Genomic DNA, 14145 nt, shown 5'->3' on the forward strand with positions numbered 1-14145 from the left:
GAGTGTATTGGTTTGTCATTTTAATAGCGATTTATTATAAACCGGGAAACTCTTGCACAATTCTTTAACTTCTGTCCCTACTTTTTTGATTGTGTTTTCATCTCCGGGATTGGTTAATATCTTATCTATCCAGTTACATATTTTTTTAATTTCCGGTTCTTTCATTCCTCTTGTAGTAGCGGCAGGAGTACCTATTCTTATCCCGGAGGTAATAAGCGGTTTTTCCGGGTCATAAGGTATGGTATTGCGATTAACAATTATGCTTGCTTTAGTAAGCAAATCTTCAGCATCCCTGCCTGTTATTTTTTTGCTTCTCAAATCTACAAGTAGAAGATGTGTATCAGTTCCATCGGCTACAAGCCTATACCCTAATTTTTTAAATTCATTTTCAAAGGTTTTCGCATTGAGTAAAACCTGATTAATGTAACTTTTGAATTCAGTGCCTAGCGCTTCTTTAAAACAAACAGCTTTGGCGGCAATTGTATGCATATGCGGCCCGCCATGTATACCCGGGAATACCCATTTGTCAATGTTTTCTGCCCATTTGGATTTGCACATTATCATCGCAGAACGTGGCCCTCTTAATGATTTGTGAGTTGTAGTGGTAACTACGTCTGCATAAGGAATAGGCGATTGGTGTAAACCTGCGGCAACAATTCCTGCAATGTGAGCCATATCGGTTACGAGATATGCGCCTACCTTATCTGCTATTTCGCGGAATTTATCAAACTGTATTTTTCTTGAATAAGCAGAGGCGCCGCAAATTATGATTTTAGGCTTTTCGGCTTCCGCGAGTTTTAATATATTGGAATAGTTTAAAGTTTCCGTATCTTTTTCTACTTGATAATTAACACTTTTGAACCACTTCCCGGAAAAACTAACCGGATACCCATGTGACAGATGTCCACCGTGAGGTAATGCAAGCCCCATTATCGTATCGCCAAAATTGGCAAGAGAAAAGAAAGTTGCCATATTGGCAGGAACCCCTGATAATGGTTGGACGTTTACATGCTCTGCACCAAATAATTTTTTTGCTCTATCTACTGCAATTTCTTCTACTTTGTCGACAAATTCACATCCACCATAATATCTTCTGTGCGGGTAGCCTTCTGCATATTTGTTCTGAAGCAAAGAACCTTGCGCAGCTAAAACCGCCTTAGACGGGTAATTTTCCGAAGCAATTAAATTAAGAGTATTTTCTTCACGACCGGTTTCTCCCTGGATTGCATCCGCAATCTCAAGGTCATAATTTTTTAACTCCATGTTTTCTTCCATTATCCCTTTAAACTAAAATAGGGTGCGAAATTGTCAAGAAATAAAAAAGAAGTTTTTTCTATTGACAAAAGCATCAAATGTTAACATAACATGCTTGTAGATGGAAAAGTTGAAATTAGTTGTTAATTCTCTATGCAATTCAGTGTTTTTGTTATTTTGACAAAAATATAGAATTTGGTAAAAAAAGGTTGATAGATAATTGACAGGAGGGGGGAAATGAAAAAAGTTATAGTAATTGCAAGTTTGGTAGTAGGCATAAGTTCAGCAGTATTTGCTCAGATAGTAGTAGATTCTTCAGACATTGTTCAGGCAATAGGAACTACCACGATAATAAATGGTATTGATTCTGTTACGCTTAATTTGGGAACAACCGGTGGACCACAGGTATGGGATTTTACAACACAACCAATGGGCAATAATAATGCCCGGAATAGTATAGTAAAAGCTAATAGCACGCCATTCAACGATTCGTTTTCTACGTCTAATATAACATATCAAAAAATTAAATACGCAGACTCTTCTGCAGATACTTCTTATCAATATGAAAGACTGACAAAGGATTCTATGTTAACTCTTGGCGGGGGCGTTTTCCTAGATAGTGCTTCGTATTTCATTGTTCTTCATCCTGTTAGTTATAAACCACTGCCGATGACGTATAATAATAGCTGGGTAGACCACTATACATATAAGTATACGGATTATAACTTAAGATATGATTATTATGGGCACAGTACGATAGATGCTTATGGGAAAATAAAAATTCCTTACGGTGAATTTAACTGCCTGCGAATAAGTACACTCGATACTGTATTTTTATGTTTAGAGTCTCTCTCTTATTATGATACCTTAGTAACAAATACTTATTCTTTTGTTACAGAGAATTACGGGAGTGTTGCAGAAGTGGTTTTACGTGTTGATTCTACGGATAGTGTTTATAGTTTATCCCGTTTGACTTCTTTTACCGGAATAGAAGAAAGTAATTTGAAACTTCAAGGATTGGCATTATCTATTTCCCAAAATCCTTTTCTCTTGTCAACGGTTATAAAATATCAGATACCGGCAGACAGCAGGGTTTCATTAAATATTTATGACATTTCAGGCAAGATAGTCAAAACTCTTATTAACGAAGAAAAACAGCGCGGAAGTTACAGTACAAATTTTAATTCAAAAGACTATCCTGCAGGTATATACTTTGCGAAGTTTAGTGCCAAAGGTGGAACCAAGGATTACAAAGAGACGAAGAAGTTGATATTAATGAAGTAGAGCCCAGCGGAGCTGGATAAGCTGGACTAATCCCGCCAAAGCGGGACAAGTCCAGCTAAACGAAGAAGTTAATTCTGATGAAATAAAATCGGAAACTGGAGAAGGGTTCTTTATCGCCAGTCCCGCTTTGGCAGGGGCGTTTTTTAGTGTTTTTGTAGCAAATTATTTCCTGTTTCTGATTTACAAAAACTTGACAGTTGCCCTTTTTTTAACATAATCCTCTTTACTAATGAATTTAATATTTGTTGCTCTTTTATTTGTTGTAAACCTATGTCCCCAAAGAATAATATCGTTAGGTCCGGTTATTACGGAAGAAATTTATCTTCTTGAGGCAAACGATAAACTCGTTGGAAATACCATATATTGCAAAATTCCGCAGGATGCACAAAAAAAAGAAAAAATAGGAACAATAATGGAAATAAATATAGAAAAAATCGTATCCCTTAAGCCGGATGTAGTTTTAGCTATCCCATTGAATAATCCTAAACAATTGCAAAAACTTAAAGATATGGGAATAAATGTAATTAACTTCTCTTCTCCGGAAAACTTTCAACAAATATGCGAGGATTTCTTGAAATTAGGAAATATTGTAGGCAAAGAATTTGAATCAATGGAGACTATCAATCAGACAGCAGAAAAAATAGATTCTATTTGTAAAAAAGTTGAAAACTTGTCCAAACCTAAAGTTTTTATTGAAGTAGGAGCGAACCCCTTGTTTACGGCTCCCAAGCATTCTTTCATACATAATCTTATAGAACTTGGAGGTGGAATTAACATTGGTTTGGGCACAAAAAATGGCCTCTATAGCAGGGAGAAAGTTCTAAAACAAAACCCGGATATAATTATTATTATAACTATGGGAGTCGTCGGGGAAGAGGAAAAAGAGGTATGGCAAAAATACAAAACCATAAATGCAGTGAAAAATAATAAAATTTATGTGCTTGATTCATATAGGTATTGCAGTCCGACACCCGTAGTTTTTGTTGAAGCGCTGGAAGAGTTAGTTGATATTTTTCATCCTGAGGCTCGCCCACAGCGAACGGAAATCCTGAATGAAGAAACTGTTTGTAAATTAGCAGCAGACTTGGCAAATCAAGAGTGTGAAAGAATTTATGGTCCACGTCCGTTTTTGCCGGAACATTATAAAGCAACGTTTTCCGATGAAAGATGGAAATGGGGACAGATGGATCCTGCAGGAATTAAGGGCTATTCTGCGGAAGTGTCTTTTAAAAAAGACGGGACCGATAAAAAAGTTCAGGTCTTCTTTAGCACAGATAGACTTAACCGTACCCAAAGAAAGGGGATAAAGGAAAAAGTAGTTAGGTAGATGCGGGAGAGATTTTCTATTCCCGATAGATAATCATCCTGCCAAACAGAAGGCGGGATGTTACAATCAGATAATATGAAGAGCAAGCTATTTCGCTGGAGCATACTTGTAATAGTTTTAATAATAATCCTTTTAGTAGTTAGTCTGTTATCCCTCTGTATTGGTTCAACCGGTATATCATTTGACAAGATTGTGCCGTTGGTTTTAGGAGATAAAAGTTCCATAGAGCATAGCATTGTTTTTGACATACGACTACCGCGAATTATTTTGGGATTTGCAGTTGGCAGCGCATTATCGGTTGCAGGTGTTATCTTGCAGGGACTGTTTCGTAACCCACTCGTTGAGCCTTATACACTTGGTATTTCAGGGGGGGCTGCGCTGGGAATATGTCTGAATATTGTTCTGGGAATGTATAAAATAATGGGAGTTTTGTCTTTACCTTTTGTGGGATTTGCAGGAGCTCTTATCGTTATTTTATTTGTATATTTTCTCAGCATAAAAAAAGGAGTAATGAAAATCCAGGAACTTCTTTTGACCGGGGTAATGATAAGTTTTATTACGTCTTCCCTTATTATGCTTATTATGGCTGTTTCGCGAGTAGAGAATCTCCAGGAAATTATTTTCTGGATAATGGGGTCTCTTGAAGAACCCAACTGGATTCTTATAAAATCGGTATTGTTAATATCCGTTATGGGAATTGTAATCGCATCTTTTTTTGCAATAGACCTTAATGCTCTTGCTTTGGGAGAAGAATCCGCAGTGCATCTTGGCGTAAACGTGGAAAAAACGAAAAAGATACTTTTTGTTTTAGCTTCACTGCTTACGGGATTCAGCGTTTCGGTAACGGGAATAATTGGGTTCGTCGGGTTGGTTATTCCGCATTTTGTCCGTATGTTTGTCGGAGGAGACCACCGGATATTAATCATTGCGTCTGCAGTTGTCGGAGGAACGTTTCTTATATTGTGTGATGCTCTTGCAAGGACGATTATTTCTCCGTTAGAATTACCCGTAGGAGTTATTACGGGAATTATCGGCGGTATAATATTTATCTATTTTCTTAGTAAAAAACGTATTTCATTAGGTGGTAAATAATATGCTTGAAATAAAAAATCTTGTTTCAGGATATGATTCTATTCCCGTAATAAAAGATATTAGCGTAACAATAAGTGAGGGAGAAATTTGCGGGATAATCGGTCCTAATGGCTCGGGGAAAACAACTTTAATTAAAGTCATAACCAAAATCCTTCCCTCGTGGAAAGGAGAAATACTTTTTGAAAATAAAGATATACATCATATAAAAATTAATGAATTGGCAAAGAAAATAGCGGTAGTTTCGCACGGGCAGGAATATGCGTTTAATATGACGGTAGAGGATTTTGTGTTATTAGGCAGGATACCTTATCGTCAAAAATTTCAATTCTGGGAAACAAAAAAAGACGAACAAATAATCACGGAATCAATGGAATTAACGGAGACAGTTATTTTTAGAAATAAGTTTATGAACGAGTTAAGCGAGGGCGAAAAACAGCTTATATGCATTGCGCAGGCTTTAACTCAAGAGCCCAAATTGCTTATATTGGATGAGCCGACTGCTCACCTGGATATAAATCATCAGGTGAAAATTTTGAATTTAATAAGAATGTTAAATCAAAGAAATAGGCTCACCGTGATAATGGTTTTGCACGATTTAAATCTGGCAAGCGAGTACTGTAATAAATTAGTTCTTCTAAATAAGGGTTGTCTTTATAAAACAGGTTTGCCTGAAGAAGTATTAACGGGGCAGATTATAGAGGAAGTTTATAATACAAAAGTATTGGTTAAAGAAAATCCTATTTCTTCAAAGCCTTATGTTTTTGTAGTTCCAACTAACTAAGTACAATCTCGCCTGCCATTTTTTTGGGCAGACCGGATTTTCTGATTCCCTGATATTCTATTTGCTTTTTTTTCTGAGTTAACCCGTATCCGTCAATCTCAGTTATATCTGTTTTTCTTTCTGTTTTTCTTTTATCTTTAATCCTGTTTATCTGCGTCCAAAAATTCTTTTTTGCTATTTCAAGATTGTAAATTTTCCTCTATACTCTGAATCTTTACATTTGATAGAGTAAAAGTAAATGCCGCTTTTTACTCTTTTGCCGGTATTATCTATTCCGTTCCAAGATGTAGTGACTGAATTTTTCCGGTTGGAAGAAATTGCCAAATTCTTAATTAGTCTTCCGCTTAAATCATATATTCGCAGGCTAATGTCCAGTTCTCCATTATTCACCGACAACTTAAAATTAACACTTGTAGTAGCAGGATTAGGGTATATTTCTAATCTTTGAGTTTTGAGGTTTGAGTTTTGAGTTTCTTCTTTTCCCGCGCTGCAGTTCCAATCCCACTTACATGGAATCCCGTTTACTATTGACCATAACCTGTAATATCCCGATACCGTTGGTAATCCTACGACGTTTGTATGTGCACTGTCCCATGATACGCTGTGCGGCATAAGCATTATTTCCCCTCCGCCGTTCCCCTGCCAGTTTCCTCCTCCTGCGCGCACGAGCGATATAATAGGATGGTCATTAGAAGCTACGTGACAGTAATTTCCACCGTCTGCTTCGGATACTCCGCGTAATAGTGTTCCCGACATATTCATAGTAGGCGATATTTGTGTAACCGATTTGTAGTTTGTTATTGTTGATTGCCATATACTCTGATAACCAAGTCCTATATCATATTGCTCAACAGAACTTAGCACCGAGCCTCCCGTAGAGCCGCCTATTGTGTAAACGTAAGGTTTAAGATAAGGTACAAGAATTGACGAGTGATATGCTCTTCCCGTTCCAAGATTGGCAGAAACTTTCCAACCGTGTTTCCCGGTTGCCCTGTCCAACTCTGCTGCCGGGTCCCATAATTCGGATGATGCAAAATAATTCGTCCCGTCCGTTCCACCGGTAACTAATACAATACCCGAATAAAGAAGAATCGTGTTATGTCCGTATCTTGCGGTATTAAGGTTGGTTTCCGCAGTCCAGGTGTTTAAATCCGGGTCATATATTTCACAACTGTTTAATGCGGAGCCGCCTGCTCCTCTTCCCCCGACTACCAATACTTTGCCTGATTGTAGAAGCGTTGCCGTATGTAAACTTCTTCCTGTAGTCATAGATGCTGCCGGGATTGTTGTCCAATCTGTTCCATTCCAGATTTCGCAGGTGTTCGTTACTACCCCTGCGGATGTTTCTCCGCCAATTACCAGTATATTTCCATTTAACAATATTATTGCGTTGTGTCTTGCTCTTGCCGTTGTCATTGCCGTTGTTGAGCTCCATGTCCCGCTGTTAAATATTTCACAGGTATTCAGGTAAGCGCTTGTTCCTTCTCCTCCTGTTACCAAAACTCTCCCGTCTGCAAGTAACGTTGCGCTGTGGTCAAATCTTGCATCTGTCATTGCGCCTGTTGTATTCCATACTTGTGTTGTCTGGTCAAATATTTCACAGGAATTTAAAGCAACCGTATTTTTGCCTCCTGCGGTAAGGACTTCTCCCGTTGTTGATGCAAGTAAAACGGCAGTGTGATGAGTTCTGGCAGTATTGAGAGAGCCTGTTGCTGCTATTATTTCCGTTTTATAATTATACAATTCACAAGAATTGAGTGCAGTACTGCTTGTATTTTCGCCTCCGGTTATAAGCACATTTGTCGAACAGTTAGCCGTATGTTTTATAGGTAATATTGTAGTTGTGGCATATTGACGAGCCGTGCCGAGCGCCTCAAATTTTGTTTGCCAAAATCCATTAGATGGGTCATATATTTCGCATTGTGGTGGGTAGCCTGATGTTTGACTTCCCATTGCCAATATTTTTCCCGTATACAATATTGATAGCGAGAAATGGTCTCTTGCGATGTTCATAGGGTCTACTGTAGTCCATTGTTCTGTCGCCGGATCAAAGAGTCGGCAGGTTTTCAAGTCGGATCCTCCTGCTACCAAAGCTTTTCCGTTGGGTAATAATGCCAACGCTTCTATAGTTGCATCCGGTTCTTCCATAGTATCCGTCGAGCTCCATGTCTCTGACATCAGATCGTATAGTTCGCTCGGCTCGCGTTTCCCGGTCATTAATACTTTATCCCATGGGGGAGGAAGAAGAACGCCCACATGTGTTGTCCTGTTAAATTTCATAGGATCCGTGAGACTCCATAATCCCAATGTCGGGTCATATAGTTCGCACGTTTTAATGCCTATGGCATCGCCGCCGGACATAAGAACCTTTCCGTTTGGCAACAGAACCTCTACTCCGGTCGTATGTTTTACACTGGTTGCGCCGGTAGCGCTCACCGTATTAGAGCTATAATTATAGAGTTGGCAGTTCTGGCCATTATAAAGGATAAGCACCCGTCCATCTTTTAGCATTGTATAGCAATTCCAACTTGACCAGCTTGGGAGACTTACGCCTGCGCTGCGCCAATTATTGCTGTCCGGCTGGAAAAACCAGAAATTCGGTCCGGATAAATACAACATTTTGCCGTTGTAAAGCAAAATAGCCAGGTCATGACTGGAACTTACAGGGAGAACCGTCCGTATCCATTTTCCTGTTGCAGGACTGAAGGTTTGGTAATAACCGCTTTCGTTTAATCCGCCCATCATCATTACTCTTCCATCCGGAAATCCGGCACACTCGAACCCTGAGTTTCCAACAATCAGGTCATTTGTGTAGCTCCATCTGCCTCCGTAGACTGCAGTTACAGATAATAAAAAAGCAACTAACACATATTTATTTATACGCATTTCCCCTCCTAGTAATTATAGTAAAGTATTATTATATATAATCTACGTATATGAATAACATATGTCAATTTTTTTAAAAAAATCTATGAAATTTTGTAGTTCATCTACCGTGGTTTCTTTTTTATTTGACTTTTCCCATTCCCATTTTAATAATATAATATCAAAGTATAGGAGGAAAATATGTATCTAATATTATCTTTTTTTCTAACGTTTACGGGTTTAGAGAAACCGTGTAATGTAAATACGGAAAAATCAGTAATGGCTGCGGATACTATAGGCATAGACTTGAATTCCTGCTGGTCTGCGCTTGCAGGTATCGGCTGGAATATAAATGCAGGGACTTTTCAATGGGGAAACTGGGATAGTATCAAGACACTTTTGGATGAATCAAATATGCAATTTGCAAGAATAATAGGGCATATGGAATTCTGGTATCCTGATTCTAACGCCTTTACGCCGACAAGCGATGTAATGAATTCCATATATAAATTTCTTGATTATTGTGAAGAAAATAACGTAACGGTTATGTTTCATAACTGGTGGACAGGCGGGAAGTACGATAACTATACTCCCTGGCCGAATCACTATTTCTGGCTTGCAAGGTGTTGTTATCTTGACCCTACAAACTCGTTAAGTAAATGGAATTATAATAACGGGTGGACAAGTTCAGGTCCCGAAACCGACCAGCCTTATGATGCGGATAAGTTTGCATATTCAATATACAGGATAGTAGATTATATGTGGAATACAAAACATTACAGGTGTATAAAATATCTTGGACTCTGGAACGAACCAAACGGTTTATGGGCATATGCCCCGAGAGATATGGATAATAGCGGCTCTCCCGATTACAGTTACCCGACGGGATTTTATGTTTTGTATAACAAGATGAACTGGTATCTTGATTATATGGGAATAAAAGACAGCTTATTGCTGGTAGGAAATGATGTTTCGTACGCTCTTACGGATGCGATGGACGATATAGGAACAACACTTTCCGCGTGGGAAGCCGGACATAGATGTGATGATTATATACAGGCGGTCAGTTTTCACTCTTATGGAACGGTTTATGGCGCAGGCGGACCTTGTAACAAAGTAAGGAACCAGATATATAACAATAATTATGACAGCAAACTTGAACCCATAGTAATGGGGGAAATTGGAGATGACGCCGGAGACCATACTACTACGCAAGGCAAGATAAACAACTCATTTGACTGCGCAAAAAAAATAATAGCAGAAGCGAAACAGGGGGCATATGCTATCGCAAAGTGGTGGTATAACGGTGGTGACGCGGACGGTTTTTCCGGGACTCTCGGGCAAGGTGAAAGGCCGATGGTTCAGAATTTTTATCCTACCGAACTTATGAGTGCATCTATTCCGAGGATGAAAAATGACCGGTATGTAATGGGGACGTATGTGTCGTCATCGGGAGGATACCTGGATGCGGTGGATATAAGATTCTGGTGTTCAAACTTAGGAAGAAATGCCGACGCTATATGGGTGGTAAATGACAATTCAGTGCCAAGAATAGTAAGTTTTAATGTTTCGAATGTCCCTGTATCGGAGAATAAAACGTTCTACAAAAAGTATATAAATATGCAGGATACGTTGTGTCCTATAATTTCAGGAAGGACTATATATGTTAGTACGGCGAATCATTCGTTTGTAGATACGTTGCCTGCAAAAAGCATAGTAGTGTATAGTGAGTACGATAAGTTAATCGGGGTAAAGGAAGATAAAAATACCCAAAAAATCGGGCAGATAAACATTTTAAGCAATCCAAATCCATTTATGGAAACAACGGAAATAGAGTATATGCTTCCCGGTAACGGCAATGTAGATATTACTATTTATAATGTTGGCGGGGAAAAGGTAAAGACTCTTGTAAGCGAAAATAAAGCAGCCGGTAATTATGGTGTAAGGTGGGACGGTAAATCCGAATCCGGGGAACGAGTTTCTTCGGGTGTTTATTTTTGCAGGTTAAAAACGGACGGCAATACGACAACTAAAAAACTTCATCTTGTGAAGTAGAAAAAAAGAAACCCCTTACTCAAGCGAGCAAGGGGTTTCTTTTTTTAATCAAATTGTTTACTTCAGAAGAATTATTTTGTTCATTGCTTTATCCGTGGGAGTCTTTAATTCATAGAAATAAATCCCGGCGGGAACTTTTGTTCCGTTGGTATTTTTGCCATCCCATAACATATTATAATTGCCTGCTGATTGTGAATTATCAACTAATGTGCGTACAAGATTTCCGGTTATATCATAGATTTTCAGGTTTACGTTGCCGGAGTTTGAAAGAGAGTATTTTATACTTACGTTATTATAAAATGGGTTAGGATAAATACCAACTACTCTCTGCTCGGGTATAGTTTTCTCTTCTATACCGATGTTGGAATTCATCATTCGTTGCAGGTTACCTGTAGTAAAATTAGGATTTGTTTCTCCATCTGCGCTTGTTATCGTTGTTACAATACCATAATTTTCTGCCCAGAATTTATATGCGATTGTCGCCATAGTATCCATCATACCCATAGCTGAAAAAATAAGAGTGTCATATTCGAGAAGCCTTAAACAGTCAAAATTTCCATAAGGAATTTTAACCTGACCATACCCATCTATGAGGCAATGAGTTTTCATATTAACAGCTATCGTTACGGGGAAACCGCCCATAATCACTTTGAATTGCCCACTAGAATTTGCCGTCCATTGATTCCCGTATACAATCGGTAGTTTCGTGTATATAGGAGGAACAAGACGAATTAATTGCAAACCGCTTCCCAGAGTGTCAATAGTTTCCCCCATTAAATTAAAAGAATCCTGAACTAATCTGGAATATGTGCAGTTGGAATCTCCGGCTTGATAGTTTTTTGTAATCAGAATATAATTAGCGGCAGACAGAGAATCCTTAAATGGAGCATTGTTTTTAGCTGTTATAGTATTTAAGCCACTATCGTTTCCTACTGCTTGAGAAGTAAAATCCCATATCTTCGATGCACCTGCTGTTCCGACATCAACGGTAACGGAACTATTGTAATCCATACACCATTTTGTTCCTACGGCGCTGGGAATTTCCGATGAACTTATTTGTATCTGGGCGAATACTAACATCGGAGCTACTAAACCTAAAACAAAAGCTACTTTTTTCATACTGCCTCCTTTTATATGTTACAACCAAAAGTGATATAAGGATAGGGTACATCATATAGGACTTATTGTCAAGGTTTTTTAGGCAAACAAAAGCTTGCGAAGGGAAATGTTTATAAAGTTGAAATATCTTAATTTTTTACTTGATAATATTTTAATCTATTATAACATTTGAAATATATGGAACGGGCAATAGAAGTTAATAGTTTAATAAAAAGTTATGGGAAGGTAGAAGCGGTTAAGGGAATTTCTTTTGATGTCCCGACAGGAGAAATATTCGGGTTAATTGGGCCTAACGGAGCGGGCAAAACAACTTCCCTGAGAATCATTTCCACTCTTTTGCAGGTAACTTCAGGGAGTGTAAAAATCTTTGGCTATGACGTTTCTAAAGAGGCATCCGAAATTAGAAAAATGATAAGCTATTTGCCGGAGGAAGCAGGGGCGTATAAAAACCTATCAGGAAAAGGGTATCTGGAATTCATAGCAGGGTTCTATTCCGATAATACAATGATAAAAAAAGGTTTCGAAATAGCGCAATTAGGTGATAGAATAAAAGACAAGGTCAGCACTTACAGCAAGGGAATGACCCGCAAACTCCTCGTGGCAAGGGCTTTAATGATGAGTCCGAAATTAGCCATTCTGGATGAGCCAACGTCCGGGCTGGATGTCATAAATTCCAAAGGCATAAGAGAAATAATAAAAGATTTTGTTAAATCGGGAACGACTATTTTGTTGTCTTCCCATAATATGTTAGAAGTAGAATTTCTATGCGATAGAATTGCATTAATAAATAACGGTATGATAGTAGAAACCGGAACTCCGCAGGAATTAAAAACTAAACATAACGTAAACAATATTGAGGAAGTATTTTTGAAAGCCATAGTATGAAACATTTTTATAACATAGTAAAAAAAGAAGTTACGGAATTAGTAACTAAAGAGTTAGTTGTGACTCTGGCATTTATGATGGTATTTTTTGTATTTATGGGTAAAATAATGAAAAGCTCGGAAAAAGAGGCAAAGGAAATAAAAATAAGTATCCTGAATTTAGACTCCAATCCGTATTTGCAGAATATTTTAAGTATGGGCAATAAACAAGGCGTTGAAATAACTTCCATAGAAGCAAAAGATGTTCAATCCGCTATAAAGGAAGCTAAGAAAAAAAACTCAAACATACTTCTTGTAATACCTGAAGGGTTTTCCGCCAGAGTAAAAAAGATGGAAAAAGTAGAAGTAGAGATGTATTCAATAATGAAAGGGTTAAGTATGCAGGGAGCAATCTCAAGCGAGCTTGTTAAATCAATAATTGGAACTTTTAACAACAGCATATCAACGAGTTTTATCCAGAAAGAAATGCCCGATAAAAAACCTGAAGACATATTAAACCCTATACATACAAAAGACTTTGTTATACTAAAAGAAAAGATTATCCCGGGGAACGCCGGTATGCTTTTTCCTCTGGTAATGTCCCAATCTACGACAATCCCATTAATAATAATGGTGGTCATTATGTATACGGGAATGCTCGTAATGACTTCAATGGGGACGGAAAAAGAGAACAAGACGCTTGAAACTCTTTTGACTTTGCCCGTTAAAAGAGAATATATTATTGCCGGGAAAATGGTTGGCTCTGCCGTTGTAGGGTTTTTAATGACCGTTATGTATATGTTTGGATTTAAATATTATATGTCTCCTCTTACGACTTCCCCTGAAATGGCAGCTACCTTAAAAGAATTAGGCTTGCTCATTACCCCTTTCGGTTATGTGTTGTTGGGCGTTTCATTGTTCCTGGCAATTATGGCGGCGTTATCGGTGTGTATAATTCTGGGCGTGTTTACCCAGGACACCAAAAGCGCCCAGACAATGTCTTATCCTATTATGCTTGTAGCTTTGGTTCCTGTTCTTCTATTAATGTTCAAGGATATAGAAACGCTTCCAATAAGTCTTAGGATTATTGTATATGCCATACCATTTTCTCATCCGATGATAGCCTCGAAGTCTCTTATTTTTCACGATTATCGCACGGTATTGTTTGGCATAGCGTATATGATTGTTTTTGTAGTAATAGCGATGTGGATTGCGGTAAGGTTGTTTAATACGGACAAAGTATTGACCGCAAAATTTTCAGTGAAGTGGAAGAAGGGGCATTGAAAAATAACAAAAACAGAACAGAGAATTTGGAGGCAGATTCCCGCAGATAACAAAAAGATTAACAAAAAACAAATTAATTTTTTTAACAGCTTACTTTAAGAGATAGAAAAGAATTTTAAAAATAGAAGATAGAAAATTCCCTGTTTTTTCTTGTGGAAATCGTTTGGTTAGTTGGATTTTGCGACGTAGGAGCATTAGTCCAACTTATCCTGCTCTGCTGG

The 14145-nt window shown here is 38.1% G+C and carries 10 protein-coding genes; 7 read left to right on the forward strand and 3 right to left on the reverse strand.

The window, feature by feature from the left end:
* Window positions 1-15 precede the first annotated feature (15 nt).
* Window positions 16-1275 carry a serine hydroxymethyltransferase gene (gene glyA, locus WC614_03045; GenBank protein MFA5031975.1) on the reverse strand — a complete coding sequence of 420 codons (1260 nt, stop codon included), beginning with the start codon at window positions 1273-1275 and terminating at the stop codon, window positions 16-18.
* A gap of 216 nt (window positions 1276-1491) precedes the next feature.
* Here glyA and WC614_03050 point away from each other — a divergent pair, with 216 nt between their 5' ends.
* The 4 genes from WC614_03050 (at window position 1492) to WC614_03065 (ending at window position 5738) form a co-directional block, all read left to right on the forward strand.
* Window positions 1492-2538 carry a T9SS type A sorting domain-containing protein gene (locus WC614_03050; GenBank protein ID MFA5031976.1) on the forward strand — a complete coding sequence of 349 codons (1047 nt, stop codon included), beginning with the start codon at window positions 1492-1494 and terminating at the stop codon, window positions 2536-2538.
* A gap of 229 nt (window positions 2539-2767) precedes the next feature.
* Window positions 2768-3865, forward strand: a complete 1098-nt coding sequence (locus WC614_03055) for an ABC transporter substrate-binding protein (protein ID MFA5031977.1) — start codon at window positions 2768-2770, stop codon at window positions 3863-3865.
* 57 nt (window positions 3866-3922) lie between these two features.
* Window positions 3923-4957, forward strand: a complete 1035-nt coding sequence (locus WC614_03060) for an iron ABC transporter permease (GenBank protein MFA5031978.1) — start codon at window positions 3923-3925, stop codon at window positions 4955-4957.
* Between the two features lies 1 nt (window position 4958).
* A complete protein-coding gene (locus tag WC614_03065) occupies window positions 4959-5738 on the forward strand; it encodes an ABC transporter ATP-binding protein (protein ID MFA5031979.1) in 780 nt (259 codons plus the stop codon).
* A gap of 174 nt (window positions 5739-5912) precedes the next feature.
* Here WC614_03065 and WC614_03070 read toward each other — a convergent pair whose 3' ends face one another.
* Window positions 5913-8624 carry a kelch repeat-containing protein gene (locus tag WC614_03070; protein ID MFA5031980.1) on the reverse strand — a complete coding sequence of 904 codons (2712 nt, stop codon included), beginning with the start codon at window positions 8622-8624 and terminating at the stop codon, window positions 5913-5915.
* A 180-nt stretch (window positions 8625-8804) separates the two neighbouring features.
* Here WC614_03070 and WC614_03075 point away from each other — a divergent pair, with 180 nt between their 5' ends.
* Window positions 8805-10658, forward strand: a complete 1854-nt coding sequence (locus WC614_03075) for a FlgD immunoglobulin-like domain containing protein (GenBank protein ID MFA5031981.1) — start codon at window positions 8805-8807, stop codon at window positions 10656-10658.
* Between the two features lie 57 nt (window positions 10659-10715).
* Here the strand turns inward: WC614_03075 and WC614_03080 are convergent, their stop codons facing one another.
* Entirely contained in the window at window positions 10716-11777 is a 1062-nt protein-coding gene (locus WC614_03080; protein MFA5031982.1) for a FlgD immunoglobulin-like domain containing protein, read from the reverse strand.
* 177 nt (window positions 11778-11954) lie between these two features.
* On the opposite strand from WC614_03080, the gene WC614_03085 reads away from it, so the two are divergent.
* Both WC614_03085 and WC614_03090 read left to right on the forward strand, forming a co-directional pair.
* Window positions 11955-12662, forward strand: a complete 708-nt coding sequence (locus tag WC614_03085) for an ABC transporter ATP-binding protein (protein MFA5031983.1) — start codon at window positions 11955-11957, stop codon at window positions 12660-12662.
* On the forward strand, window positions 12659-13924 hold the full coding sequence (locus WC614_03090) for an ABC transporter permease (GenBank protein MFA5031984.1): 1266 nt from the start codon (window positions 12659-12661) through the stop codon (window positions 13922-13924). Before WC614_03085 ends, WC614_03090 begins: the two co-directional genes overlap by 4 nt.
* Window positions 13925-14145 lie beyond the last annotated feature (221 nt).

The sequence above is a fragment of the bacterium genome (assembly GCA_041649255.1).
Lineage (GTDB): Bacteria > Hydrothermota > UBA3073 > JACQXS01 > JAQTXJ01 > JAQTXJ01.